At 51.3% G+C, this 25,460-nt stretch carries 28 protein-coding genes and 1 riboswitch; of the genes, 8 read left to right on the top strand and 20 right to left on the bottom strand.

Features of this window, described 5'->3' with window-relative positions:
• Positions 1–116: 116 nt before the first annotated feature.
• Positions 117–320, bottom strand: coding sequence for a YbdD/YjiX family protein (locus ACTVIM_RS03075; RefSeq protein ID WP_445613595.1), 204 nt, complete (start codon positions 318–320; stop codon positions 117–119).
• Positions 313–2,388, bottom strand: coding sequence for a carbon starvation CstA family protein (locus tag ACTVIM_RS03070; RefSeq protein WP_445613594.1), 2,076 nt, complete (start codon positions 2,386–2,388; stop codon positions 313–315). The genes ACTVIM_RS03075 and ACTVIM_RS03070 overlap by 8 nt, the downstream gene beginning before the upstream one ends.
• A 289-nt stretch (positions 2,389–2,677) precedes the next feature.
• On the opposite strand from ACTVIM_RS03070, the gene ACTVIM_RS03065 reads away from it, so the two are divergent.
• Complete coding sequence (locus tag ACTVIM_RS03065; RefSeq protein WP_445613593.1) at positions 2,678–3,142, top strand: hypothetical protein; 465 nt, start codon at positions 2,678–2,680, stop codon at positions 3,140–3,142.
• 24 nt (positions 3,143–3,166) lie between these two features.
• Here ACTVIM_RS03065 and ACTVIM_RS03060 read toward each other — a convergent pair whose 3' ends face one another.
• The 8 genes from ACTVIM_RS03060 to ACTVIM_RS03025 form a co-directional block, all read right to left on the bottom strand.
• Positions 3,167–3,859: a TerC family protein gene (locus tag ACTVIM_RS03060; RefSeq protein ID WP_445613592.1), complete on the bottom strand. Its 693-nt coding sequence runs from the start codon at positions 3,857–3,859 to the stop codon at positions 3,167–3,169.
• A gap of 16 nt (positions 3,860–3,875) precedes the next feature.
• Complete coding sequence (locus ACTVIM_RS03055; protein WP_033844793.1) at positions 3,876–4,148, bottom strand: YkvA family protein; 273 nt, start codon at positions 4,146–4,148, stop codon at positions 3,876–3,878.
• A gap of 402 nt (positions 4,149–4,550) precedes the next feature.
• Positions 4,551–4,871: a quaternary ammonium compound efflux SMR transporter SugE gene (gene sugE, locus ACTVIM_RS03050; protein WP_445613591.1), complete on the bottom strand. Its 321-nt coding sequence runs from the start codon at positions 4,869–4,871 to the stop codon at positions 4,551–4,553.
• A 54-nt stretch (positions 4,872–4,925) separates the two neighbouring features.
• Positions 4,926–5,028: riboswitch (guanidine-I (ykkC/yxkD leader) on the bottom strand.
• A gap of 110 nt (positions 5,029–5,138) precedes the next feature.
• Positions 5,139–5,429: a hypothetical protein gene (locus ACTVIM_RS03045; protein ID WP_445613590.1), complete on the bottom strand. Its 291-nt coding sequence runs from the start codon at positions 5,427–5,429 to the stop codon at positions 5,139–5,141.
• 83 nt (positions 5,430–5,512) lie between these two features.
• A complete protein-coding gene (gene cydS / locus ACTVIM_RS03040) occupies positions 5,513–5,614 on the bottom strand; it encodes a cytochrome bd oxidase small subunit CydS (protein WP_407652276.1) in 102 nt (33 codons plus the stop codon).
• The gene (locus ACTVIM_RS03035) at positions 5,614–6,642 is read right to left on the bottom strand and encodes a cytochrome d ubiquinol oxidase subunit II (protein ID WP_445613589.1); all 1,029 of its coding nucleotides are present in this window, start codon (positions 6,640–6,642) and stop codon (positions 5,614–5,616) included. Before ACTVIM_RS03035 ends, cydS begins: the two co-directional genes overlap by 1 nt.
• Positions 6,639–7,985: a cytochrome ubiquinol oxidase subunit I gene (locus ACTVIM_RS03030; protein WP_445613588.1), complete on the bottom strand. Its 1,347-nt coding sequence runs from the start codon at positions 7,983–7,985 to the stop codon at positions 6,639–6,641. Before ACTVIM_RS03030 ends, ACTVIM_RS03035 begins: the two co-directional genes overlap by 4 nt.
• A 283-nt stretch (positions 7,986–8,268) precedes the next feature.
• On the bottom strand, positions 8,269–9,690 hold the full coding sequence (locus tag ACTVIM_RS03025; RefSeq protein WP_033018685.1) for a SpoVR family protein: 1,422 nt from the start codon (positions 9,688–9,690) through the stop codon (positions 8,269–8,271).
• Between the two features lie 157 nt (positions 9,691–9,847).
• On the opposite strand from ACTVIM_RS03025, the gene ACTVIM_RS03020 reads away from it, so the two are divergent.
• Positions 9,848–10,453: a DedA family protein gene (locus tag ACTVIM_RS03020; RefSeq protein ID WP_445613587.1), complete on the top strand. Its 606-nt coding sequence runs from the start codon at positions 9,848–9,850 to the stop codon at positions 10,451–10,453.
• 30 nt (positions 10,454–10,483) lie between these two features.
• Here the strand turns inward: ACTVIM_RS03020 and ACTVIM_RS03015 are convergent, their stop codons facing one another.
• On the bottom strand, positions 10,484–10,726 hold the full coding sequence (locus ACTVIM_RS03015) for an MFS transporter (protein ID WP_445613586.1): 243 nt from the start codon (positions 10,724–10,726) through the stop codon (positions 10,484–10,486).
• A 185-nt stretch (positions 10,727–10,911) separates the two neighbouring features.
• Between ACTVIM_RS03015 and ACTVIM_RS03010 the strand changes: the two genes are divergently transcribed.
• Positions 10,912–11,169 carry a YhdB family protein gene (locus tag ACTVIM_RS03010; RefSeq protein WP_144972942.1) on the top strand — a complete coding sequence of 86 codons (258 nt, stop codon included), beginning with the start codon at positions 10,912–10,914 and terminating at the stop codon, positions 11,167–11,169.
• Positions 11,170–11,223: 54 nt separating this feature from the next.
• Here the strand turns inward: ACTVIM_RS03010 and ACTVIM_RS03005 are convergent, their stop codons facing one another.
• Complete coding sequence (locus ACTVIM_RS03005) at positions 11,224–12,981, bottom strand: phospho-sugar mutase (RefSeq protein WP_445613585.1); 1,758 nt, start codon at positions 12,979–12,981, stop codon at positions 11,224–11,226.
• A gap of 112 nt (positions 12,982–13,093) precedes the next feature.
• A complete protein-coding gene (locus ACTVIM_RS03000) occupies positions 13,094–13,540 on the bottom strand; it encodes a CBS domain-containing protein (RefSeq protein ID WP_445613584.1) in 447 nt (148 codons plus the stop codon).
• Between the two features lie 189 nt (positions 13,541–13,729).
• On the opposite strand from ACTVIM_RS03000, the gene ACTVIM_RS02995 reads away from it, so the two are divergent.
• Positions 13,730–14,167 carry a disulfide formation protein C gene (locus tag ACTVIM_RS02995; protein WP_033843194.1) on the top strand — a complete coding sequence of 146 codons (438 nt, stop codon included), beginning with the start codon at positions 13,730–13,732 and terminating at the stop codon, positions 14,165–14,167.
• Entirely contained in the window at positions 14,164–14,637 is a 474-nt protein-coding gene (locus ACTVIM_RS02990) for a thioredoxin domain-containing protein (RefSeq protein ID WP_445613583.1), read from the top strand. Before ACTVIM_RS02995 ends, ACTVIM_RS02990 begins: the two co-directional genes overlap by 4 nt.
• A 37-nt stretch (positions 14,638–14,674) precedes the next feature.
• Here ACTVIM_RS02990 and ACTVIM_RS02985 read toward each other — a convergent pair whose 3' ends face one another.
• Positions 14,675–15,073, bottom strand: coding sequence for a YhcU family protein (locus ACTVIM_RS02985; protein ID WP_033843192.1), 399 nt, complete (start codon positions 15,071–15,073; stop codon positions 14,675–14,677).
• 139 nt (positions 15,074–15,212) lie between these two features.
• Here ACTVIM_RS02985 and ACTVIM_RS02980 point away from each other — a divergent pair, with 139 nt between their 5' ends.
• A complete protein-coding gene (locus ACTVIM_RS02980; protein ID WP_445613582.1) occupies positions 15,213–16,115 on the top strand; it encodes an RluA family pseudouridine synthase in 903 nt (300 codons plus the stop codon).
• 452 nt (positions 16,116–16,567) lie between these two features.
• Here ACTVIM_RS02980 and ACTVIM_RS02975 read toward each other — a convergent pair whose 3' ends face one another.
• From ACTVIM_RS02975 to ACTVIM_RS02950, 6 genes are all read right to left on the bottom strand, one after another.
• Positions 16,568–17,926 (bottom strand): hemolysin family protein, encoded by a 1,359-nt coding sequence (locus ACTVIM_RS02975; RefSeq protein ID WP_033018699.1) that lies wholly within the window; start codon positions 17,924–17,926, stop codon positions 16,568–16,570.
• A 107-nt stretch (positions 17,927–18,033) separates the two neighbouring features.
• Positions 18,034–18,726: a zinc metallopeptidase gene (locus tag ACTVIM_RS02970; protein ID WP_445613581.1), complete on the bottom strand. Its 693-nt coding sequence runs from the start codon at positions 18,724–18,726 to the stop codon at positions 18,034–18,036.
• 152 nt (positions 18,727–18,878) lie between these two features.
• Entirely contained in the window at positions 18,879–19,706 is an 828-nt protein-coding gene (locus ACTVIM_RS02965) for an aldo/keto reductase (RefSeq protein WP_033018701.1), read from the bottom strand.
• Positions 19,707–20,224: 518 nt separating this feature from the next.
• Positions 20,225–21,487 (bottom strand): dicarboxylate/amino acid:cation symporter, encoded by a 1,263-nt coding sequence (locus ACTVIM_RS02960; RefSeq protein ID WP_339232362.1) that lies wholly within the window; start codon positions 21,485–21,487, stop codon positions 20,225–20,227.
• 55 nt (positions 21,488–21,542) lie between these two features.
• Positions 21,543–21,821, bottom strand: coding sequence for a hypothetical protein (locus ACTVIM_RS02955; protein ID WP_445613580.1), 279 nt, complete (start codon positions 21,819–21,821; stop codon positions 21,543–21,545).
• Positions 21,822–21,990: 169 nt separating this feature from the next.
• Entirely contained in the window at positions 21,991–23,034 is a 1,044-nt protein-coding gene (locus tag ACTVIM_RS02950) for a TRAP transporter substrate-binding protein (RefSeq protein WP_339232364.1), read from the bottom strand.
• A gap of 106 nt (positions 23,035–23,140) precedes the next feature.
• On the opposite strand from ACTVIM_RS02950, the gene ACTVIM_RS02945 reads away from it, so the two are divergent.
• Both ACTVIM_RS02945 and ACTVIM_RS02940 read left to right on the top strand, forming a co-directional pair.
• Positions 23,141–24,727: an ATP-binding protein gene (locus ACTVIM_RS02945; RefSeq protein WP_445613579.1), complete on the top strand. Its 1,587-nt coding sequence runs from the start codon at positions 23,141–23,143 to the stop codon at positions 24,725–24,727.
• Between the two features lie 52 nt (positions 24,728–24,779).
• Entirely contained in the window at positions 24,780–25,460 is a 681-nt protein-coding gene (locus tag ACTVIM_RS02940) for a response regulator (protein ID WP_445613578.1), read from the top strand.

Raw genomic sequence — 25,460 nt, 5'->3', positions numbered from 1 at the left:
CACTCCTTCCTTCCCCAAGCGATCTCGTAGCCTGCCACACGTCCATGGAAACGCCATGACCGTTGTCAAGAAGAAAAAAGGAAGAAGAGGACGTGCCTCTTCTTCCTTCGAGGCCGCTAGCAGCAGCGCGACACTTTGCCGCCTTTGGCATTGTAGCGCGCCTCTTGCGCCTCGCAGAAAAACTCTTTTCGCGACTTGATCGGCTCGCCAGGATGATGGGTTTTCATATGTTCGACATATTTTTCATAGCTTGGCACGCCGACAAGCAAATCTAGAAACTGGCGGCGATAAGCCAAAGCGTTTTTCAGCCATTTAGGCATAGTGCTTCGCTCCCTCTCCGTCGCGCGGCACGTACGGCGCTTCTTTGAGCGGCACGTGTTTGTTTTGCAGCACCTTGATCCAAATATTGAGCGCGGAAATCAGCATAGCAATGACAACGAGCATGAAAATCGCGCACAATGTCGCATCAATGTAGTCGTTCATAATAATTTGCCGCATTTGCGCCTCATTCGTTGCCGGCGCTAAAATTTTGCCTTGGCTCAAGCTGTCTTGGAACAGTTTCGCATGCGATAAGAAACCAATTTTGACATTTTCATGGAACAGTTTTTGATACCCGGCCGTCAGCGTGACGACAAGCAGCCACGTCGTCGGCACGAGCGTCACCCAGACATACGCTTTTTTCCCCATTTTAAACAGCACCGTCGTAGCAAACAGCAAAGCGATGCCGGCCAACATTTGGTTGGCGATGCCAAACAGCGGCCAGAGCGTGTTGATGCCGCCGAGTGGGTCGACGACGCCTTGGTACAAGAAGTAGCCCCACGCCAGTACGCAAAGGGTCGTGGCGATCAAGTTCGAGACGAGCGAATCCGTTTTGCCGAGCGGTTTGTAGAACGTCCCCATAATGTCTTGGATCATGAAACGGCCGACGCGCGTGCCAGCGTCAATGGTCGTCAAGATGAACAGCGCTTCGAACAAAATCGCAAAGTGGTACCAGAACGCCATGAGCGTCTTGCCACCGATGACGCTTGATAAAATGTGCGCCATCCCGATCGCCAACGTCGGCGCCCCGCCCGTGCGCGACAACACCGTTTGCTCGCCGACGTCTTTCGCCAGCTGCGCAAGCATATCCGGCGTGACGGTGAACCCCCATGACGATACCACTTTTGCCGCCTGCGCCACATCGGTTCCGATCACAGCCGCCGGGCTGTTGATGGCAAAATAGGCTCCCGGCGTCAAGACGCAAGCCGCCACCATCGCCATCACCGCCACGAACGACTCCATCAGCATCGCGCCGTAGCCGATCGGGCGCGCATGGCTTTCCCGCTCAATCATCTTCGGCGTTGTGCCGGACGACACGAGCGCGTGGAATCCAGACACCGCGCCGCAAGCGATCGTAATGAACAAGAACGGGAACAGATTACCGGCAAACACCGGTCCGGTGCCATCGATAAATTTCGTCACCGCCGGCATTTGCAAATCCGGCATCACGACCAAAATACCGAGCGCCAGACCAATGATCGTGCCAATTTTCAAAAACGTGCTCAAATAGTCGCGCGGCGCCAACAAGAGCCACACCGGCAAAGCCGAGGCGACAAAGCCATAAATGATCATTAAAATGGCGATCGTTTCCCCTTTTAACGTGAACATGGCGGAAAGCGTCGGATGCTCCGCGACATATTGCCCCGCTACAATCGATACAATGAGCAGCACAAATCCACCAAGCGATGCCTCCGCGACGCGTCCCGGACGGATGAAGCGCATGTAAATGCCCATCAAAATCGCAATCGGAATCGTCGCAGCGATCGTAAACATCCCCCACGGGCTTCCGACAAGCGCTTTCACAACCACGAGCGCCAACACCGCCAATAAAATAATCATAATGCCCAAAATACCAAACGCAGCGATAAGCCCCGTGACCGGCCCCATTTCTTCCTTAATCATTTCGCCGAGCGACTTCCCGTTGCGGCGCATCGAAGCAAACAAAATGACAAAGTCTTGCACCGCTCCGCCAAGAACGACGCCAATGACAATCCAAAGCGTTCCCGGCAAATACCCCATCTGCGCGGCCAAAATCGGCCCGACAAGCGGCCCGGCGCCGGCGATGGCGGCGAAGTGATGCCCGAACAACACCCATTTGTTGGTCGGAACGTAGTCTTTTCCGTCATTGAACACTTCCGCCGGCGTTTTCCGGCTATCATCGAGACCAAACACGTTGCGGGCGATAAACCGGCTGTAAAAGCGATAGGCGACCGCATACGTACAAACGGCAGCGACAATCAGCCACATGGCGTTGACCGATTCGCCGCGGCTTAAAGCCAAAATAGCGAACCCTGCGGCCCCTAGAACCGAGATCAGGCCCCATAACAAAATCGATTTCAGCCCCTTCACACGTTTTCCCCCTTTGATGCAATTAAAATTGTTCCCATTCTTATTATATTCATTATTCTGAAAAATTGAAAGAAGTTTTTTTCCGTACGCATGACCTATTTGGCCTAATAGGGAAGGATCTCCATTCCACTATTGCAAAAAAGCATAAAATCAAAGAGGAAAGCGAAAAATGTAATTGCACGCCGCTGGGCTGATCCTTCTGCTTACGCTCGCTCTTCCTTGTTCTGCTTCATCGCGAAACAACCAACACAGCGGTCACAAAACATTATTTTAGCAAAGGGTCGAGAAAGTGAAAGCCATCGAAGCATTGTTATGGAGCATCGCCTTGCCCGGTTTCGGGCAACTGTTAAACAAAAAGTATGTCAAAGGAATCGCCATGATTTTTTTAGAGCTGCTCATTAACACGCAATCGCGGTTTAACGAAGCCATTCGGCTCAGCTTTTTAGGGCGCACCAATGAAGCGGCGGCCATGGTGGACATCGGCTGGCTCATGTTTTATCCTTGCTTGTACTTTTTTGCGATGTGGGACGCGTTTAAGGATGCCGGCGGCGGCCAAACACCGTATTCGTTTTTGCCGTTTGTTTTCTCCGCTTACTTTGTGACCGTCGGTTTAATGTATTCGTTCGATGTCAAAGTTGCGGGCATCTTTTTCGGGCCGATTTGGCTGCCCATTTTATCGGTCATTCCTGGATGGGCCGTTGGACGATTGCTGCAAGTCGTTCTGTTGAAATGGAGGCGGCCGTCTACTCGATAATCGTTCCATCGGAAAAGCCGCCAATCATTCGTTGGCGGCTTTGGGCTGCGGTTCTTTGGCGGTTTTTTGTTTTTTCCACGTTCCAAAGGCAATGACAGCGGCAACGACGAGCAACTCAAATCCGTATTTGATCACAGGGTTGGCAAAGTACTCTTTCAAAAACGGCTCGCCAACGATCATTTTCGCCGCCGTCCAAGCAAGGACACCAGCGCCGATCGTAATGATAATCGGGAAGCGCTCAATCCATTTTAAAATGAGCGTGCTGCCCCACACCATGATCGGAACAGAAATGAGCAGCCCAAGGACAACAAGGAGAAAACTTCCATGAGCGGCACCGGCGACCGCCAACACGTTATCAAGCCCCATCAACGCATCGGCGATAATGATCGTGCGGATCGCCCCCCATAAACTTCCCCCGGCTTCGACATCGTCGTGGCTTTTTCCCTCGATCAGCAGCTTATACGCGATCCAGACAAGCAGCACACCCCCGACTAGCAAAAGGCCCGGAATTTTCAGCAGCCAGAGGACAAACATCGTCGCCAACGCCCGAATAACGACGGCGCCGACCGTCCCCCACACCACCGCCTTCTTCTGTTGGTGCTTCGGCAAATTGCGGGCCGCAAGTCCGATGACAATCGCATTATCTCCTGCCAGCAAAAGGTCAATGATGATAATCGACAGCAACGCGGTCCAAAACTCAGGTGAAACCCATTCCATCTGTATCCTTCCTCCCCTACAATTGATATTTTTCTCTTAAGGAAGCAGGAGCGATCGCGATGATGCGCTGCAAAACGAACAGCAAAACAGCGAAATCATCGATCAAACCCACTACTGCCAGCCAATCGGGAATGAGGTCAAACGGCAGCGCCACATACAACAGCAGCAGGCCGATGGAAAACACTTTTTTTCGTATCGGCACTTCGCGCGACGTAAAAAACTCCACCAAAAACGGAAGAAACCGACGGATTCGAACCACTAAGCGAAGCCGCTTCCAAACGTTGCGCATTCCATCCCCTCCATCTCTCGTTATTTTCGGAGCAACTCCCCGTCCATTTTCGTTTACGATTATCTTCCCCCTTTCGTTTCCGCCCATGAAAAAAGACCTTTACCATGGTTGGTAAAGGTCTTAAAACAAAAACAGACCTTTACCGTCGCAGGTAAAGGTCTCGCTAACAACGTCACCGTTGCCAACAAAGCCGAGGGCGGGAACTGCGCCCTGAACTGACGACTTTGCTGTTAAAGCTACTCCCCTTTAACAAAACGATATCGCGTTGTCTAATCTTATCATAATCAATATTGATATGACCTGTCAATCCATTTGTGCCGAAACATCACACAAAAAGGCGACGTTTCCGCACCGATCAAGCGCCAACATGGCGATGTGCGTTTGCCACCCCCGTTTGTCGCCTTACTGCCCAGCGGTGAATTTCAGCCCTATCATCCCGACGAGAATCAATAATAAAAAGAGGATCCGCGGCGCGTTGACAGGTTCGTTTAAAAACATCATGCCAATGACGACCGCCCCAAGCGCCCCGATTCCTGTCCATACCGCGTAGGCGGTGCCGATCGGCAATGTTTTAGTGGCCATCGATAAAAAGTAAAAGCTGGCAGCCATTCCTAAAACGGTGACGACAGAAGGCCAAAGGCGAGTGAACCCCTCCGTATATTTCAGCGCAATGGCCCAGACAACTTCAAACACGCCGGCGACAACTAAGTATATCCACGCCATGTTTCATTCCTCCTTTCGAAAAAGAAAAAAGCCGTGAGAAATATCCACTGATACTCCTCCCGGGCTTTTGTCCCTCCGTGTACGCGGCGATGCCGCGCGTTTTCTCTCGGTCGCAGGCCGGCCGCAAAGCAGCCGCGGAACCCTAGAAAACCTGTTTCTTCGTTTTTTCCGCCTGTTATTGTACCATGTTTGCGGCCAATCCGCCACTGATTGAACCGATCGGACCTCCCTTATAGCAAGAAAGCAGATGGGACATGCCCACCTGCCTCATACCGGATCGTTATCCACATCGCTGTACGACTCAATCGCTTGGTCGAGCGCCCGATAGGCTTCAGCGAAAGCGTTCGTCGCCGATTCATCTCCTGCCGCGGCGAGCTCCATTCGCGCATTGCGCGCGTGAGTCACCGCGCGGATGACATCTTCGATCATTTGCCGCTTGTCCCCGGCGCTCGCTTTTAACCGTTCAAGCTCATGAATCGCCCCGTCAAGGCTTGTCGATTGCGGTTCGTGAAACGATTGTTCCAGCTGCTCTTTTACCCGTTGCAACACTTCTTTCATGATCGCCCATCCTTTCTTGATGTCTTGTCATCCGCTAGTGTGGGCGATCGGCGGCAAACTATGCATGAACGAAAAAATGGTGTTTACTCGTTTACGTGCCCATCTTTCAAACCAGCCCAAAACGCAGCAACGATCGACAGGGCGACGATGATCATCGGCGCATACATGAGCAAAAATGTTTCCATCATCCTTTCCCTCCTTCCCATTTTCCTTTCACGTATGCCTTGTTAAACAAAAAGAGACGCATAAGCAAATAAAGTGACGGAATTAACAACAATAGACCGGCAAGAAACGCAACGATCAACGCCATAGCCATCGTCTCATTCGTAAACCCGTCATAAATGGTCAAATACGGGTATAGCAAATACGGATAATGTGAAATGCCATAGGCGTAAAAGGCGAACGCGTATTGAAACAACAACGCAATAAACGCCCAGCCGAATCGCCTTTGCCGCCAAAGGAGCCAAACGGTCATGACAAAAAACAAAAAGGAAATGACCAGCATCCACGCCACGTTCCATAGGTTGGCGTAATGTTCGGGATTATGGTAGCGGAGCTGATAAATAATGAGCAGCGCTGACAACATCGTCGGCCCGCTCCAAAGAAGAGCGTAGCGGCGCAACAGCGCCCGCGCTCGTTCATCCTTGGCCGCGTCCGCATAATACGTTAAGAAAACGGCAGAAATGTAAAGAACGCTCGTCACGCTTAACAGCACAATGCTCCATGACAACGGGCTTGCAAACAGCTTCCCATAATCAAGCGCAACACCTGAAGCGCCTGCCTCTACAAACCCGCCTTCGGAAATCGTCAGCACGATAGACAGCGAGGCCGGGATCAACAGCCCTGTCAATCCATAAGCGATTAAATACCAGTTCCGTTCCGTCCCCCCATACGTATGAAACGCGTAGTACGAGCCGCGAATAGCTAACAAAATGATCGAGATGCTCGCCGGGACAAGCAAAATAGAACCGTAATAATACGCCGTTTTCGGAAAAAAGCCGACCATGCCGACAAAGAAAAAGACAAGAAAGACGTTCGTCACTTCCCAGACAGGGGAAAGATAGCGCTGAATGATGCGGTGCAAAAGATGCTGTTTGTTTGCCCAATGACTATAGGCGCTAAAAAACCCAGCCCCGAAATCAATCGAAGCAACGAGAATGTACCCGAACAAAAACAGCCATAACACCGAGATGCCAATGACTTCGAGCGTCATGGCGCCACCTCCCCGTTATTGGCCCGCTCTGCCAGCTCCCGCTCAACCGGGTTGCGGCGGAACATACGGACGAGCACTGTTGCGCTTGCAATCACCAACACGGTATACAAAAGGCAAAACAACACAAGCATCGTATCAACATGCGCAGACGATGTCGCTCCTTCCGCCGTTTTCATATAGCCGCGCAAAATCCACGGCTGCCGCCCGACTTCCGCTAAGTACCATCCCGCCTCAATCGCGACCATCGCCAGTGGCCCTCCCGCCACCAACAGTCCAAAAAACCATTTTTTCACTGTCCATTTCCAGCGAAACATCGATCCGAGCCAATATGCGGCTGCGACCACCATTAAAAACACCCCGATCGTGACCATCACATCGAATAAATAATGAATGGATAGCGGCGGACGCTCATCTTCCGGAATATCATTCAACCCAGTCACAACCGCCGCGGGATGGTTATGAGCCAAAATGCTAAGGGCGTATGGAATTTTCAAGGCATATTTCACTTCCCCGTCTTCTCCAAGCGCACCGAACAGGATCAACGGCGCATGGGAGCCCGTTTCAAAATGCCATTCGGCGGCCGCCAGCTTTTCCGGCTGGTATTCGGCTAAAAATTTGCCCGATAAGTCACCAACCAATGCACTGGCTACCGAAAAAATAAACGCCGTTTTCATCGTTAAATGAAGCGCCTTGCGATGATAAATGTGACAATTGCCTTTCCATAAATGCCAAGCGGCGAGCGAAGCAAGCACGAATGCTGACGTCATATACGCCGTCGCCAGCACATGGGCGACTTTCGTCGGCATCGCTGGGTTGAACATCGCCGCGATCGGATCGATGTTGACAAGCTCGCCGTTTTTCACCTCAAACCCTTGCGGCGTATTCATAAAGGCATTCACTATCGTAATAAACATCGCTGATGCCGAAGAGCCGATCGCCACCGGGATAAGCAAAAGCAAATGTTTTTTCTGATTTTCAAACCGATCCCATGTATACAAATAAATACCGAGGAAAATCGCTTCAAAAAAGAAGGCGAACGTCTCCATAAACAGCGGCAAGCTGATCACTTGGCCAGCCAGCTGCATAAAGTTCGGCCATAAAAGCGACAGCTGCAAACCGATCGCGGTTCCTGTCACCACGCCGACCGCTACGGTGATGACAAAGCCGCGCGTCCAGCGGCGAGCGAGCAAAATGTAATGCATATCGTTTTTGCGAATCCCAATCCATTGGGCAATCGCGATCATCAGCGGAACTCCAACACCAATCGTGGCATAAATGATATGAATCGTCAGCGTCAATTCCGTCAAAATACGGCTAAGCAGCACCGGATCGTAGCCGTTCACGATTTATCCCCCCTTACGAAAACAAACGGCCAATCAAGGAAAGCAAGACAACAGCTGCAACAGCAAAGCTAACGAACGCAAGCGTTTTTTCGTGTCGCTTCCACATATCCATCCTCCCGACAAACCATCAATGAATAAAGAATTTGTGATAAGTTTCACAAAATCATCTACTGCTTATTATTTCATAAAATGATGGGCACTGTATGAACTAATTTCGAATAATTTGTGTCGTTTTTCACATATTCATCGTGACAAACAAAAAAGCAGGATGCCCCTGCCTTTGTCACAAATATTTTCGATGCACCGTTTTCCCGTCATACGTAAACAACATCGACTTTTCCTCGACGACCGTCTCCATATGAACTGGACGGCCCCACAACTGATAAATGTACGGGAGCACCTTTTCCAAATACTTCAAGTCGAGTTCGATCCCTTCATACCAATGTTTTAAATACAACTCGCCGTTGCGCATATAATCGCCGTCATTGACTGTGATATACGGGAATCCGCCGTTGACTCGCATGCTGACGAGTTGATCGCGGATAGTCTCCCAGTTTTTGTCGACGATTTTATATTCTTTTCCTTGTTTCTGGAACAAATACATATCTTCGCGCATGACGAGCTCTTTCGTCAAATAGTTGCGCAGAAACGAAATGTCCGACTCCAGTTCGCGCACTTCAAAAATTTTCGCCCGCCCCGATCCGGGTTTGACACCGTATTTTTTCATCTCCTCGGTCGGGTTGTTCCAACGTTCTTCAATGTCTTCGAAAATTTTCAACCCTAAATAGTACGGGTTAATGCCGGTGCGCGACGGCTGCACGACGTTGGCATTCAGTTTCGCAAATTCAATCGCCTCATCGCTCGTCAAGTCCATCTCGCGCAAAATGCGCTGATGCCAATACGTCGCCCAGCCTTCGTTCATGATTTTCGTCTCGAGCTGCGGCCAGAAATACAACATTTCTTCGCGCATCATCGTCAAAATGTCGCGCTGCCAGTCCTCCAGCTCACGGCTGTATTCTTCAATGAACAACAGCACATCTTTTTCCGGCTGCGGCGGAAACTTGCGCCGTTTTTTGCGCGGCGGCGTTTTTGGCTTGTTTCGTTCATCAAGCGACCAGAGATCGTCATACGGCGTTGACGCTTTCGCCTCCTCTTCCTCTTCGTACACTTCCGTATCTTCCCACGTCCACGACAGTTTCGGCCGCAAGAGCGAGGGATCGATATGCTCTTGAATCGCCAAGACGGCGTCTAAAAATTTCTCCACTTCCAGTTTTCCGTATTGATGTTCGTAATGCTTGATTCGCTCTGCTGTCGCCGCCATGCTTTCCACCATATCGCGCTTTGTGTTGCTGAAGCGGACGTTGTTTTTGAAAAAGTCGCTATGCGCCAACACATGGGCGACGATCAGTTTGTTTTGGATCAGCGTATTCGTATCAAGCAAAAACGCGTAGCAAGGGTCCGAGTTGATGACGAGTTCGTAAATTTTGCTTAACCCTAAGTCGTAATGCAGTTTCATTTTGTAAAACTGTTTGCCAAAGCTCCAATGGGAAAATCGCGTTGGCATGCCGTAGGCGCCAAACGTGTAAATAATGTCCGCCGGGCAAATTTCATAGCGCATTGGATAAAAATCAAGGCCAAATCCTTCGGCAATTTCCGTAATCTCCGCAATCGCCCGCTCCAGCTCTTTCAGCTCGTCCTGCCGCATCCAATCCCCCCTTTTCTTCTTACCACAATGTATGAGGGAAACGGCGGTTTGATACGTTCGATCGTTTGGCATGAACGCGCAGCGCCCCATTTTCATTTGGGGACCGTTGGCTTATAATGGTCATATACAAGAAATTGCGGCAAAGCGTGGTGGTTATTTGCAACATTATTTGCACCATCTCATCGACCATTTCGGCTATATCGGCATTATGATCGCGCTCATGCTTGGCATCGTAGGGCTGCCGATTCCTGATGAATTGCTGCTGACCTATGCCGGCTACCGCGTATCGACCGGTTCGTTTTCCTATCCGCTCGCTTTCCTTTTTTGCTGGCTTGGCGCCGTTATAGGCATCTCGCTCAGCTACACGCTCGGAATTACGCTTGGGTTACCGTTTTTACACCGATTTGGTCCTAAGCTCCACGTAACGGAAAAACGGCTCGAGCAAACGAAAGCGCTGTTTGTGAAACTCGGTCCAACTGTCCTGTTCATTTGCTATTTCATCCCCGGCGTTCGGCATCTCGCCGCTTTTTGGGCCGGGACGAACGCCTACCAATGGCGAAAGTTTGCCCTATTTGCCTACAGCGGAGCCATGGTGTGGGTGGCGGTGTTTTTGACGATTGGCGCTTATTTTGAAAGCCGCTGGACGGCCGTCAAACAATACCTCCACGCCTATCGCCCGTTTTTTCTTCTCGCCTTCGTGATCGCTTTCAGCTTCGCCCTCTTCTGGTGGCGGGCGCAGCAAAAACGAAAAACACCGGACTGAACGCCGGTGTTTTTCGTTTTTCGGCTCCTGCTATACGTGTTTAGTCGAATCACGGCGATACGTTTCCATGAGCAGGCCCATGAACAAGCCGAACCCGAACATCACCATCGAAGCGCCGATAATTCCAAGGCTGACAATGGTAAGAAAAAAGTCTTTGTTGTAAGCGTTTGCGATAAAACTGAGCAAAAAAAGCGCTGTTCCGACCGTTAAGCCGACGGACGCCATCCATTTGCACATGTTGGTCATTTGTTGTCCTTCATGTCGTTGATTCATCTCATCATCCCCTTACTTAGAGGATACTATTCTTGTCACAAAATTGCAATATTTTCTTTTCTTTTTTCTCCTCCGTTTCGGGTATAATTTATATTTTGCCTTCTGTCACAACATTTACAGGGCAACAAAAACGGAGGGCGTCATACACTAACAATGACTCCTTCCCGATAAAGGAGGCATGCCGCTTGAACACCGTCGACTACGATAAAGCGCTCTATTACACGCATCGCTCGGAGTGGGATAATTTGCTGATTTTAATGGTGCGCACGCCCGATGATATGCTATCCAAAAAAATCGAAAAGTTCCTTCACGCTTATAATTTCGAGCATGATTACTCGATCATTCAAGAGCGGCTCCACGCTCTGTTGCGCTACATCGATCATGCCCTTGAAGTCAGCGAACAACAAATGGGGACGGAGGCGTACGCCCATTTTTACTCCTAAAGCAAGCGGGGAATTGGTTTTTCGTCCAATTCCCCGCCGCTGTTTGTCCGCCCGTTACGGAGCGTAAGAAGGCGACACCGCGCGCAAGACGTCGTGCACTCGCCGCATGACGGCACCCGTCAGCGCGGCCAACTTCTCCTCGCTGTCTTGGAGCGATGTCCCTTTCACACCAAAGTACGCTTTCATTTTCGGTTCCGTCCCTGACGGACGCAAACAAAACCACGAGCCATCCTCCAATACGTATTTCAACACGTTCGAAGCCGGAAGGGTGAGCGCCGTTTTCTCTCCGGTGACTGTGTTCGTCCGCTCCCTTGTTTTGTAATCCTCGATCACCGTCACCTTTTTCCCCGCGACCTCCACCGGCGGCTGCTGCCGGAACGAAGCCAAAATCGCGGCGATCGCCTCCGCTCCTTCTTTCCCCTTTAACGTGAGCGATTGTTGCCCTTCACGATAGTAGCCGTATTTGGCAAACAATTGAAGAAGCCCTTCATACAACGACAGCCCTTGCTGCTTGTAAAAGGCGCACACTTCCGCCGCCAGAACAGCCGCCTGCACGGCATCTTTATCGCGAACGAAGTCGCCGATCAAATACCCGTAGCTTTCTTCATACCCGAACTGGAACACATACTGTCCCGTCTGTTCGTATTCCTTGATTTTTTCCCCAATGAATTTGAACCCGGTCAGCGTATCGACCGTCTCCAAACCGAACGAGGCGGCGATCGCCCGCCCAAACTCGGACGTGACAATCGTCTTTAAGACGACCCCATTGGGTGGAAGCAACCCCTTTTCTTTGCGCTGCGACAGTAAATAATGAAGCAGCAGCGCGCCCGTTTGGTTGCCGGTTAAGACGATGTACTCCCCTTCCCCATTTTTTACCGCAATACCGAGCCGATCCGCGTCCGGATCAGTGGCGATGAGCAGATCGGCGTTCACTTGTTCGCCAAGCTCGATCGCCATGGCAAACGCTGCATGCTCTTCCGGATTGGGCGAAGCGACGGTTGAAAAGTTCGGATCCGGCTGTTCTTGTTCCTTGACGACAAAGACGTTTTGGTAACCGAGCTCGGCGAGCGCGCGACGCACCGGCTTGTTTGCCGTGCCGTGAAGGGGCGTAAACACGATCGTCATCTTTGTTTCTTTGGCCAGCTCCGGATGCAGCGAAATCGTTTTGACAGCGTCAATGTACGCGTCATCGATTTCTTTGCCGATAATCCGAATCAGTCCTTTTTGCTTTAATACTTCCTCATCCTCAACACAAACAGCGAGCTCATTCTCGACTTCATTGACATAACGGATGACCTCATCGGCGACAGCGGGCGGCAGTTGTCCGCCGTCTTCGCCGTACACTTTATAGCCGTTGTATTCCGGCGGATTATGACTCGCGGTGATGACGATGCCGGCAAACGCCCGCAAATGGCGAACGGCAAACGACAGCTCCGGCGTCGGGCGCAATTCGTCAAACACATACGCTTGAATGCCGTTTGTGGCCAACGTTTTCGCCGCCTCCATCGCGAATTCCGGCGATTGATGCCGCGAATCATAAGCGATCACGACACCGCGCCGCTTCGCTTCATCGCCAAACGATTGTATGTATCGGGCCAATCCTTCCGATGCTTTCCGGACCGTATAGATGTTCATGCGATTCGTTCCGGGGCCAAGTTCCCCGCGCATGCCGCCGGTGCCAAACTCGAGATTTTTGTAAAAGCAATCTTCAAGCCACCGTTCATCGTCGCGACGCTGCTCTAGGCGTTGCCGCAATTCCGGATGCAACTGCGGTTCGCGGAGCCACTGTTCGTATTTTTGTCTCCATTCCATCCATTTTCCCTCCCGCTTTTCTTTCTCCTGTTTATGTATTCGTTCCCATCATACAATATACCTGCCAAAAGGAAAAGGATGCCTCGACAATAAAGGCATCCTTTTTCTACGGCTATCCTTGTGGCTGCGACGGCTCAGAAATGTTGGTCAACGCTTGTTCCGCCGCTTCATTCGAAACGCTGTTCGTCGCGATGTCCCCTAAAGCAACGATGCCTTGAAGCTGGTTGTTTTCAACGATCGGCAAGCGACGAACTTGATGCTGCGCCATGACGTTAGCGGCATCTTGAACACTCATGTTCGGCGTGCCGGTGACGACTTGATTCGTCATCACCTCAGCGACTTTGACGGTCGCCGGGTTTTTCCCTTGGGACGATACGCGCAACGTAATGTCGCGGTCGGTGATCATCCCTTTCACTTGCCCGTTTTCCACAACCGGAAGCGCGCCGATATTTTTTTGGCTCATAATTTGCGCTGCTTCTTGCACCGTTTGATTCGGCGAAATGGTCGCGACGTTTTTCGTCATAATGTCTTGCACTTTCGTTCCGCTGTTGTTCGTCAATGTGATCCTCCCCTTTCACCGATTAGTATGGCTCGTTTGCCGAACGATATAGGTAGAAAATAATGCCGTTCTCCCCTTTCTTGTTGATGGACGCGTCGATTTCGGTCGATTATAATGAAGCTGAGCCGCAATCGCAAAGGAAAAGGTGAACCGCATTTCTTGCGCGCGAACGAAAGAAGGTGAACGGGAGTGAAAAAGGAGACACGCGCGGAAAACTTGCTGCTGGCCGCTTGGGTGACAGCGCTGGTCGCCACGCTAGGGAGTTTGTATTTTTCCGAAGTGCTCGGCTTTATTCCGTGTGACTTATGTTGGTTTCAGCGCATATTCATGTATCCGCAAGTCATCATTTTAGGGATCGCCATCGTCCGCAAGGAGTTTTCCACCGCCCGTTACAGTTTGGCGTTATCGGTGATCGGTGGCTTGATTTCGCTCTATCATTACGCTTTACAAAAAATACCTGTTTTTCAGCATTACGCCATCCAATGCGGCCGCATCCCGTGCACAGGGCAATACATGAACTGGCTAGGTTTCATTACCATCCCGTTTCTGGCCCTTACCGCTTTTTTGATCATCGCATTGCTAAGCGTTGCCGTGATGCGCCAGCAAAAAAGGAGGAACAACGTTTGAAAAAACTGGTGATCTGGGGTGGGTTGATCGCTATTTTGTTTGCTGTTATTGCTTGGATGACAAAGCTGGAGCAAAAAGAAGAAGCAGAAGGAAATCCATTCCATAAAAGCCGTTTGCATCCGGCCACCGTCGATCAGCTTGATGACCCAAACTACCGCAACATCATTTTGCCCGCCGAGCTCAAACGGGAGTTGGCCGCGGGCAAGTCGCTGACCGTCTACTTTTACAGCCCGTTATGTCCGCATTGCCAGCGGACGACTCCCATTGTCGTGCCGTTGGCCAAACAACTCGGCATTGATTTGCAACTGTTCAACTTGCTTGAATTCGAAGAAGGTTGGGACGACTACCGCATTGAAGCGACCCCGACGATCGTCCACTACGAGGGCGGCAAAGAGACGAAGCGAATCGAAGGGTACCATGATGAGCAAACGTTCCGTGAGTTTTTCTCCTCCATTTCCCGGTCAAAATAAAGAGGAGCTGCGCCTTTCGGCTAAGCTCCTTGTCCGTTTACATCACCCACTCGCTGGCCGCAGGAACGTACTGGCTGCACGGGAACGCGCGCTTTTTGGCGAATTGGTTCGCTTGAAAAGGGAACGTGATGCCATAACGGGCCAGAATGGTTTGATTGCGGACAAACAACCATTCATACGGCTCACATTTCCCTCGCTCCCCGATCCACTCGATCACCGTAATGAGCGACTGCAATGCCGAGATGATGTGGAACGCTTCCTTCATCGTCCCGTTGTATGTAACACGCTCGTGGTCCAGCGAAAGAATGCCCCATTCCTCGAATTGCCGGATTTGTTCGTCATCAAAGTAATAAGGGAAAATCCCGCTGTAAAAGTAGTTGAGCAAATAATGCATGTAGTTTTCTTGCTCTGGAGTTACCGCATACATCATTTTCAACGTTCATCCCACCTTTTCTCGCCGCCATGCTTGCGTTTTCCATCGTTCAGACGGATACTATGAGTGTATCATATTCGCTGCGGGGATTGAGGTAGAAAGTGTTTCCACGACTACAGGGAACTGGGAGGTGCGACAACGTTTGTGGAAACGAAAAGGGGACTGGCTCGAATGCATGATCCCGCGTTTCTGGAGCGGGTTGACCATTGAACAGTTGCTGAAAGAGGTATGGGCTGCCTCGAAAAAACTCGCCCATCGGTGGCGAATGGAACAGGGAGTCAAACTGAACGGCCAAGCGGTTTCATGGCGGACGGAACTGAAAGAGCGCGACCGCCTGCAGCTTTACGCCTACGAACCGGAGCCGTCTTTTCTCATTCCAGAATACCGGGAGCTTTCCGTGTTATGGGAGGACGACCATTTGCTCGTCTTGAACAAGGAAGCCGGCCTAGACGTTCATCCGTCCGAACCGGGACAGACAGGCACGCTCGCCAACGCCGTTGCTTTTTATTTGCAATCGCAAGGAATCTTGACCAAAGTCCGCCATATCCATCGGCTTGACCGCGACACTTCCGGAGCGATTTTATTTGCCAAACATCCGCTTGCCGGAGCGACGCTCGATCGACTGCTCGCCCGCCGCGCCATTAAGCGGACGTACGTCGCCCTTGTTCACGGCCATTTGTCACCAACATCGGGGACTATTTCCGCCCCAATCGGCCGCGACCGCCATCATCCGACGCGCCGGTGCGTCTCAAAAACCGGAGCCGTGGCGGTGACCCACTATCGCGTGCTCAAAACGTTCCCGTCGACCTCGCTCGTTGAGCTGAGCCTCGACACCGGGCGGACGCACCAAATTCGCGTCCATTTGGCGCATCTTGGCCACCCGCTTGTCGGCGACGTGCTGTATGGCGGTCAGCCATCGTTCCATCGCCATGCGCTCCATGCTGTTAAACTGACATTCCGCCACCCGTTTACCAACGAAGAAGTCGTTTGCCTCGCGCCGACGAGCGACTTTCCGGTTGATCTCTCGCCCCTCGCTCGCGAATAGAGCGGTGAAAAAGCGGCGATGGGACCTCACCGCCGGCGGAGGCCATAAAACGAGAGCCGCTCCCCAAAGCGTTCACAAATTGAGGGGAACGGCGAAGCAGCTCTTTCCATCACGGCCGGCTCGCCTTCTATAAGGTCGATGAAAGCGATTGGTCTCCTTTGGTCGATGAATAAAAATATGCATTATTGCAAGGCTTTTCTATTTGAAAAATGATGCTGAGAAGCGGTTGCGCGAGTCAATCACCGCCCCTCTAGAAGGCTGGTGAGAAACTGCTGTCACACACCAATTGGCGGCATTTTCATTCAGAGAAGAAAGCTGATTCTGCGAGGTTTCTCTCATTGAGAAATGGGTGGAACTCAGCGGTATTTTGCACGAAATCACCGCCCTTCTAGATTTCGCTTGCACGGCAGAACGGCAAAAGGCAGACGGCGTTTCCGTCTGCCTTTTCTGCCTTACCAATGCAATGGCTCTTCTTCCGCCCGTGCCGGCTCCCCGTTTTCCTGACCCGGCTCTGGCTGCTCAGGCTCTTTTTTTACCACTTCCAGTGTCTTCACATGATGGCCGTCCATTTCTTTCACTGTAAACAAATAACCATCGATTTCCACGCTGTCGCCGGTTTGAATGTCATAATGCTTCGTCAAAATCCAGCCGCCGATCGTATCCACGTCATCATCGTCGATCTCCAAGCCCAGCAAATCATTGACTTCACTAATCAATACCTTGCCATCGAGCACAAATCCCTCATCCATTTTTTGAATCAATGGCGTCTCATCAATGTCGAACTCATCCTGAATTTCCCCAACAATCTCTTCCAAGATGTCCTCGACTGTTACAAGTCCGGACGTACCGCCATATTCGTCCACTAAAATCGCCATATGGATGCGCTCTTTTTGCATTTTCACAAGCAAATCATGAATCGCAATCGATTCAATGACTTGAATGATCGGGCGGATGTAATCTTTCATTTGTTTTTCGTTTGACGGATTGGCGATAAAGTCCGTAAATACTTCTTTCACGTTAATAAGGCCGAGTACGTGATCCTTATCGCCATCAATGACGGGATAACGCGTATATTTTTCCTCGCGGATGATCTCCAAGTTTTCCTTGACGCTTTTGTTAAGATCTAATGCGACAATTTCCTTGCGCGGCACCATGATTTCTTTCGCCACGCGGTCATCAAAGCGGAAAATGTTGCTGACGTAGCGGTACTCCGACTGATTGATCTCCCCGCTTTTGTAGCTTTCCGACAAAATGAGACGCAGCTCCTCTTCCGAGTGGGCCAGTTCATGCTCCGCCACCGGCTTGAGGCCGAACAGACGCGTCACCAGCCGCGCCGAATGATTGAGCGTCCAAATGAACGGATACATGATGTTATAAAACCAGATGAGCGGCTTAGCCGTAAACAGCGTAATCGCTTCCGCTTTGTGAATGGCGAACGTTTTCGGCGCCAATTCGCCAACGACGACATGCAAAAAGGTGATGAGCGAAAAGGAAATGATGAATGCTAAAAAATGCGATACAGATTCCGATAAGTGGAGGCGTTCAAACAGCGGCAGCAACATCCGCGCCACCGTCGGCTCCCCCAACCAGCCAAGGCCAAGTGAAGTAAGGGTAATGCCCAGCTGGTTCGCCGATAAATAGCCGTCCAAGTTCGAAATCACCTTTTTCGCCGCAACCGCCCGTTTGTTCCCTTCATTGACCAACTGATCAATGCGCGAACTGCGCACTTTGACAATCGCGAATTCGGAAGCGACAAAAAAGGCGGTGCAAGCGATCAGCAATGCCACCAACAGCAAACTGGCTATGTCCAATTCGTCTCCGAGCGCGGATGAAGCGCCCAGATTACACCTCCTGCACAGTAAAGTTTCTACAGCACACTGATGCCACGTTAGGCCGCCAACAACAGGCGGCCCATCACTTACGACTCTTCATTATTGCTCCCTTGGGTAAAAATCAGCACATACTTCAACAGCTCAAATACCGAGATCAATGTTGCCGCCACATACGTCAACGCCGCCGCGCCGAGCACTTTGTTCACGCCGCGCGTTTCGTTTGGAGCGATGATCCCTTCAGCGAGCATAAACCGTTTCGCCCGCGCGCTCGCATTAAACTCGACCGGCAGCGTAACGACTTGGAACGCCACCGCCAGCGAGAAGAACAAAATGCCGAGACCGATCAATGAAAATTGATGGAGCAAAAACCCAACGAGCAGCAAAAACGGAGCCACGCCGGAAGCCAAGTTCACAACGGGAAACATCCGGTGGCGGAGAACAAGCGCCGCGTACCCTTGCTGATGCTGAACGGCATGCCCGACTTCATGGGCGGCCACCGAAATGGAAGCGATCGATCGCCCGTAAAACACCGGTTCCGAGAGACGGACGGTGCGAGAGATCGGATCGTAATGGTCGGAAAGCCGCCCCGGCACGACCTCCACCGGCACATGGTGCAAGCCGTGACGGTCTAAAATCAGGCGCGCCACTTCTGCCCCTGTTAAGCCCGATGAGGCCGGGACTTCGGACCAAGCATTGAAGTTGCTCGACACTTTCCACTGCGCCCAAAGCGAGATCAAGAAAGCGATAAAAATGAAAATATCCATCGGATGGAATAGCATCGCAGCCCCTCCGTTTTTTCAATGATGATCAAATGTGTATACTATTATTTATTGTACTTGTTCATCAATTCATACGTCAAACATGCCGCTTTGGTTTCGTTCCTCACCAAAAAAACAGCGCCGGCACGGGCGCTGTGTAGACGATCATTTCGTTAAAAATTGAAATGGTCCGGGTCAGGGCCAATCCGCTTGTTCGCGTTCAATGCATCGATTCGTTTCATTTCCTCATCGGACAGTGAGAAATCGAAGAGATCCGCGTTTTCCTTTATGCGCGCCGGCGTCACCGATTTCGGAATCGTGACAACGCTGTTTTGCAAATCCCAGCGCAGCACGACTTGTGCCGGCGTTTTCCCGTATTTCTTCCCAATCTCCACGATCGTCGGTTCGTTTAAAATTTCTCCGCGCATGAGCGGCGACCATGCTTCAAGCTGGATGCCGTTTTCCCGGCAAAACGCGTGCAGCTCTTTTTGCGTCAGGCGCGGATGGTACTCGACTTGGTTGACCATCGGCTTGATTTCGCAATCAGCCAACACATCTTGCAAATGATGGATTTGAAAATTGCTGACGCCAATGGCGCGCACATACCCGTCTTTATATAGCTTTTCAAGCGCCTTGTACGTCTCTTTGTATTTCCCTTTCACCGGCCAATGGACCAAATACAAATCCACATAATCGAAACCGAGCTTTTTCAAGCTTTTGTCAAACGCCTTTAGCGTCGTTTCGTACCCTTGGTCGGTGTTCCATACTTTCGTCGTCACAAACACTTGCTCACGTGGGATGCCGGATTCGCGGATCGCTTGCCCGACCCCTTCTTCGTTTTCGTAAAAAGCAGCCGTGTCAATATGGCGATAGCCCATTTCCAACGCGGTGCGCACCGCGCGTTTCACTTCCTCGCCCTCTTTGACTTTGTAGACGCCAAGGCCAACCCACGGCATGCGCACGCCGTTATGTAATACCGCGCAATCTTGCAAATGGTTCACGTCGCTTCCCCCTCCAACATCGGTATAGTTTTATTATGGAAAAACGGTGAAGAAAACGCAAAATATATGCACCCAAACATTCCTGATCCGCTGCCGCCAAAAAAGCGAGGACGCGCTCCCTCGCTCCCTATTACAGTTTCCGCTTCACCTTATTTCATTCTTCACCATCAAAAGGAACCGGAGCTCGGCCGCTCGTTTCCCAAAAAAACGCTTCCCTGCCGCGCTCGGTTCATTTGCGGCAAGAAAGCGCCCATCTTCCCCTCTCCAAACGAGCCCAGCTCCTTGCTGCCCCTTCCCCGCCTTTGGCGGACGGGGGGAACGCTCGTTTTGAGCATCGGTCGGAGAGGCTAGTGATTTAATCGTAAATACCGCTTGGCAATACGAGAAAAACGTTGTTTGATCAGTTCTGCTTTTCCCGCGTTCCCCTATTGGAAGGGAATGAGCGGTTTTTTTCACCAGTCTTCCAAGGCGCCCCGGGATGGGATGCCTGACATTTTTTCCTTTGGCTACTGCCCCGCTTATTGGACGGCGGTCATACGGGCAGACTCGGCTTCATTCCGATTCGGGTGAAATTCATTTTCCATTTTCGACACAACGACCGTAGCTACAGCGTTGCCAATAATGTTCGTAATCGCCCGCGCTTCCGACATGAAGCGGTCGACCCCAAGCAGCAAGGCGATGCCTTCAACTGGAATCATCGGAAACGCAGCCAAAGTCGCTGCCAACGTGATAAATCCGGACCCCGTAACTCCAGCTGCTCCTTTCGAAGTAAGCATCAGTACACCGAGCAAGGTTAATTCTTGCCAGATGCTCAAATCAATGCCATAAGCTTGGGCGATGAAAATGGCCGCCATCGACAAATAAATCGATGTGCCATCCAAGTTAAACGAATATCCGGTTGGAACGACAAGACCAACGACCGACTTCGAGCAGCCGTATTTTTCAAGGCGTTCCATCAGCCGCGGTAGCGCCGATTCAGACGAAGAAGTGCCAAGGACAAGCAGCAGCTCTTCTTTGATATAAGCAAGGAACTTGAAGATGTTAAATCCGTAAAGCTTGGCAATCCCGCCGAGCACGACGAAAATAAAGAGCGCCATCGTAATGTAAACAGACCCCATCAGTTTGCCGAGCGACACGAGCGAACCAAGGCCGAACGTGCCGATCGTGTACGCCATAGCGCCGAACGCTGCGATTGGCGACACTTTCATCACTAGGTTGACCACACCAAAGAAAATGTCAGCGATTCGTTCAAAGAGTGAAAGCACCGGTTTGGCTTTTTCCCCTAAACCGGCCGCTGCCAACCCAAACAGGACGGCGAAAAACAGCACCGGGAGCAATTGGCCGCTCGCCATTGCGGCAACGACGTTGTCCGGGATGATGCTGAGCACGAAATCGACAAACCCGTGGCTCGTCTCTTCCGCTTGCTTCGTATATTGGGAAATGTCGCCGCCTTTTACCGCGTCAGTGTTAAACCCAACCCCTGGCTTGATAAGATTGACGACCACAATCCCAATCGCCAACGCAAACGTAGTGACAATTTCAAAATAAATGAGCGCCTTGCCGCCGATGCGGCCCACCTTTTTCAAGTCGCCCATATTGCCGATTCCGATGACAACGGTAAAGAAAATGATCGGGGTAATCACCATTTTGATCAGCTTAATAAAGCCATCGGCCAGCACTTTTAATTTCGTTCCGAACTCTGGAAATAAAAATCCGACAATAATCCCGAAAACAATGCCAAGAATGACTTGCACGGTCAAATTTTTCAGTTTGCCCCGCATTCCCCTCGCTCCTTCCCCTTTTTGATAACGTTTTCAACATTATAATAAAGAAAAGTCAGGGAAATAAAAATATTATGGTGATAATGGTCGTTTTGGTCATTTTGGTCTTGAAGCGCAAAAAGCTGGCGAAAAACCAGTTCGCTCGATTGACAAGATGTGAGGTTTCACGGGTCGACCGGAAAGTTTGCCTATCTGCAAAAGCCGGCACAGCATACGGTGTGACAGCAGCCGCCAGCGCGTAGATAGAGCAAATAAGAGAGAGGATCCCTCCCTTAGGTGTGGTAGAGAAGCGGCCAGTGCTGATGGATAAACGATAAGCGAGGAGCTGACCCAAAAGGCGATCCCCCCTCAAGAAAGACACAACCTATCCCGTGACAGGGAAGCGGCCGGTGCTGATGGATAAGCGATAAGCGAGGGTGCCCCGATCCTCGGGACACCCCTGTTGGAGCACAGAATTTCCTCTCCCGCCATCAGCCTTCGAAAAAAGCATCGTCGGCCAAGCCTTATTTCGGCTCGCGAATGTCATCGAGCCACCGCGAGCCAAACTGTCGTGTATACGCCTCGTACAGCGGGGAAAATTTCTTCTCCCATTCCTCTTTTTCTTGTGCCGTCAACCAGTAGACATGAACATCTTGGCGTCTTCGCAGCTGGGCGAGCTCCTTCTCGTTTTGCTCTTTTGCCTTTTGCCAGTTCCATTCGGTCGCTTCCCGCATCGCTTCCATGATGTTTCGCTGAATGTCCGCAGGCAAATGATCCCAAAATGACTCGTTCACCATCACCACATAGCCGAGATAGCCATGATTGCTAATGGTGAGATATGGCTGAAACTTATAGAACCCCTTGGAATATAAATTGGAAATGGTGTTTTCTTGCCCGTCAAACTCATGTTGCTCCAACGCCCGGTACACGTGATCAAACGAAACAGCGACCGGTTCGCCGCCAAGCAAGCGAAACTGCTTCTCGATCACTTCGCTCGGCATAATGCGAAAGCGCAGCCCGCGAAAGTCATCGGGCTTGATGAGCGGGCGTGCCGTACTCATCATTTGCTTGAATCCGTTGCTCCAAAACGCCAGCCCTTTGATCCCCTTTGTCTCGAGCAATCGCAGCAATTCCTCTCCCACCTCGCCGGTCAAGACGCGGCGCACATGGTCATCATCGCGGAACAAAAACGGCAAATCAAGCACTTGCCATTCCGGGATGAGCTCCGTCACTTTCGAAAACGACGGAGCAATCATTTGCACATCGCCGCGCAATAAGGCGTCCAGCTCTTCTCCATCCGAATAAAGCGAACCGTTCGCGAACACCTCCACTTTGACGCGGCCGTTTGTCTTTTGCTCAACAAGCTCGGCAAACTTTTGCGCCGCCAGCCCTTTCGGTGTATTTTCAGCAACCACGTGGCTGAAATAAACGATAATTTGCTTTTCAAGCCCTTTTTGCTCATCGTCATACACGACTTGCTCCTTTACGGCCTGGCGGCTGACAACCCAGCCGACAAGAACGACAAGGAGAAGGAAAAACAGGCTCCACCACTTCCATTTTCGCTTCATGCTCAACACCATTTCCTTTTTTCGATCGTTGTTCCTTTTTATCATACACCGTAAACATGCTAAAATAAATCATCATCCACGTTTGTTCGAGAAAGAGGGCCATGCTATGAACCGGCTGCCGATTCGTTGGAAGATTACCATTTTCATTTTTGTCATTGTCACTTTTTCAATGTCGCTAAGCGGGTTGTTCATTATCGGTGATTTTTTCCAGACCAAAGAAGACGAATTGCGGCAGCGCGCCTTATTGACGGCGCGCACGGTGTCTGAATTGCCGGAAGTGAGACAGCACATCGTTGGGTCCAAGCAAAGCCGGGCGCTCGTGAATCCCATCGTCGAGCGGGTAAGGGTCGTTCATAACGCCGATTATATTGTTGTGCTTGACATGAACAAAATCCGCCTTTCCCATCCGCTTCCGGCCATGATTGGCACCGTCTCCCGCGGAGCCGATGAAGGGCCGGCGTTCGCGGAGCATACGTACACATCAAAAGCGCGCGGAGAAATCGGGACAGTGGTGCGCGCCTTCGTCCCCATCATGAATCGCGATCATGAACAAATTGGCGTCACCATCGCCGCTTACCGATTGCCAACGTTTTGGGAAGCGATCGATACGTTAAAAGAAGAAATCGCCATGGCGGTCGTTCTGTCGCTCGCCGCCGGCGGGAGCGGAGCTTGGCTGCTCGCCTCCCACATCAAGCGACAAATGTTTGAGCTTGAGCCGCATGAAATCGCCAAGCTGCTCGTGGAGCGGACGGAAGCGTTTAACGCCATGCACGAAGGCGTCATCGCCATCGACAGCAATGAAAACATCACCATTTTTAATGACCGGGCGAAGCAAATGCTGGGCGTCGAAGGGAACGTGATCGGGCGGCCAATTCGTTCCGTCATTCCGGATACGTACCTTCCGGAAATCTTGGAAGTGAACAAACCGATTTACAACAAAGAACTGCAGCTTGGCAACTTAACGATTTGGAGCAATCGCATCCCCATCAAAGTCAACGGGAAGACGGTTGGCGCCATCGCCATTTTCCAAGACCGCACCGAAGTGAAACGGCTCGCTGAAGAACTGACGGGGGTCAAAGCGTTCGTCCACGCCTTGCGCGTGCAAAACCATGAATACATGAACAAGCTCCATACGATTGCCGGCCTGATCCAGCTCGGCCATATTGAAAAGGCGCTCGAATACGTCTTTCAAGTGACCGAAGAGCAAGCGGAACTCACGCAGTTTTTAAGCCGCAACATCAAGGATGAGAGCATTTCCGGGCTATTGTTAAGCAAAATCCGCCGCGGCAAGGAGCTCGGCATTCGGGTGACGATCGATCGGCACAGCCGGCTGCACCGCCTCCCGCCGCACCTTGATCACCATGATTTTGTCGTTCTTCTTGGCAATTTAATTGAAAACGCCTTCGACGCGTTCCAAGGAGTCACCGGCCGGGAGAAAGAAATCTACATCAGCATCGAACAAAACGACGAAATTTGTTCGCTTTCGGTTGAAGATAACGGCCAAGGCATCGCCCGCGAGCATATCGACCGCATTTTTGACGAAGGCTTTTCAACAAAAGGCAAGAACGGTCGCGGCATCGGTCTCTACTTGGTAAAACAAATTGTCGAGAAAGGAAACGGACAGATCGATGTCAAATCAGCGCAGGGCGAAGGCACCGTCTTCACGATGACCTTTGAGATGGCACCGGCTTGATGCATGGGCGACCGCCGTACGTGACCTGCCCAAAACAAAGGAGGAAAAAGCGATGTACCGCGTGTTGTTGATCGAAGATGACCCTATGGTGCAAGAAGTCAACCGGCAAATGATCGAACAAGTGGACGGGTTCACCGTTGTCGGCCTCGCCGGAAACGGGGAGGAAGGGCTTCGCCTCATCCGTGAACTTCAACCTGATATCGCGATGATCGATATTTATATGCCGCAGTTGGATGGTCTTGAAACCGTAAAACAAATCCGGGCTCAAGGCTATGAAGTCGATCTGATCGCCATCACCGCGGCCAGCGACATCGAAACGGTGCGCCGCATCCTGCAAAACGGCGCCTTTGACTATATTGTCAAACCGTTCAAATTCGAACGGCTCAAACAGGCGTTAGAAAATTACCGCGCCTTCCGTCAATCATTGGCGGAAAAAGAGTCGCTCACCCAAGCGGAGCTTGATGCGCTGCGGCAAACACCAAAGCAGCCGGCCGTCTCAACGACAGAACTTCCGAAAGGATTAAACGAAGTGACATTGGAAAAAGTGATCGCTTATTTGCGCCAGCACCGCTTCCCCGTCTCCGCTGAAGAAGTGGCCGAGGGAGTCGGCATCGCCCGTGTCACCGCCCGCCGCTATTTGGAGTATCTCGAAAAAAGCGGAAACGTTATGCTCGATGTGCAGTATGGCGGCGTCGGCCGCCCCGTCAACCGCTATCAGCTAAAGCGGACGTAG

Source organism: Geobacillus sp. YF-1, assembly GCF_052692335.1.
Note: the sequence above shows the minus strand (reverse complement) of the source record. Positions and strands in the feature narration are given on the sequence as shown.

What these genes read in the sequence shown, in the direction of transcription:
- ACTVIM_RS03075 (WP_445613595.1), bottom strand. Translation starts at nt 320, where the DNA reads ATGCCTAAATGGCTGAAAAACGCTTTGGCTTATCGCCGCCAGTTTCTA.
- ACTVIM_RS03060 (WP_445613592.1), bottom strand. Translation starts at nt 3,859, where the DNA reads ATGGAATGGGTTTCACCTGAGTTTTGGACCGCGTTGCTGTCGATTATC.
- ACTVIM_RS03055 (WP_033844793.1), bottom strand. Translation starts at nt 4,148, where the DNA reads ATGCGCAACGTTTGGAAGCGGCTTCGCTTAGTGGTTCGAATCCGTCGG.
- sugE (WP_445613591.1), bottom strand. Translation starts at nt 4,871, where the DNA reads ATGGCGTGGATATACTTAGTTGTCGCCGGCGTGTTTGAAGTTGTCTGG.
- ACTVIM_RS03045 (WP_445613590.1), bottom strand. Translation starts at nt 5,429, where the DNA reads ATGAAAGAAGTGTTGCAACGGGTAAAAGAGCAGCTGGAACAATCGTTT.
- cydS (WP_407652276.1), bottom strand. Translation starts at nt 5,614, where the DNA reads ATGGAAACATTTTTGCTCATGTATGCGCCGATGATCATCGTCGCCCTG.
- ACTVIM_RS03035 (WP_445613589.1), bottom strand. Translation starts at nt 6,642, where the DNA reads ATGACGCTCGAAGTCATTGGCATCTCGGTGTTATGGCTGTTTTTGTTC.
- ACTVIM_RS03025 (WP_033018685.1), bottom strand. Translation starts at nt 9,690, where the DNA reads ATGCGGCAGGACGAGCTGAAAGAGCTGGAGCGGGCGATTGCGGAGATT.
- ACTVIM_RS03015 (WP_445613586.1), bottom strand. Translation starts at nt 10,726, where the DNA reads ATGAATCAACGACATGAAGGACAACAAATGACCAACATGTGCAAATGG.
- ACTVIM_RS03005 (WP_445613585.1), bottom strand. Translation starts at nt 12,981, where the DNA reads ATGGAATGGAGACAAAAATACGAACAGTGGCTCCGCGAACCGCAGTTG.
- ACTVIM_RS02970 (WP_445613581.1), bottom strand. Translation starts at nt 18,726, where the DNA reads ATGCTATTCCATCCGATGGATATTTTCATTTTTATCGCTTTCTTGATC.
- ACTVIM_RS02960 (WP_339232362.1), bottom strand. Translation starts at nt 21,487, where the DNA reads ATGCGGGGCAAACTGAAAAATTTGACCGTGCAAGTCATTCTTGGCATT.
- ACTVIM_RS02950 (WP_339232364.1), bottom strand. Translation starts at nt 23,034, where the DNA reads ATGAAGCGAAAATGGAAGTGGTGGAGCCTGTTTTTCCTTCTCCTTGTC.
- ACTVIM_RS02945 (WP_445613579.1), top strand. Translation starts at nt 23,141, where the DNA reads ATGAACCGGCTGCCGATTCGTTGGAAGATTACCATTTTCATTTTTGTC.
- ACTVIM_RS02940 (WP_445613578.1), top strand. Translation starts at nt 24,780, where the DNA reads ATGTACCGCGTGTTGTTGATCGAAGATGACCCTATGGTGCAAGAAGTC.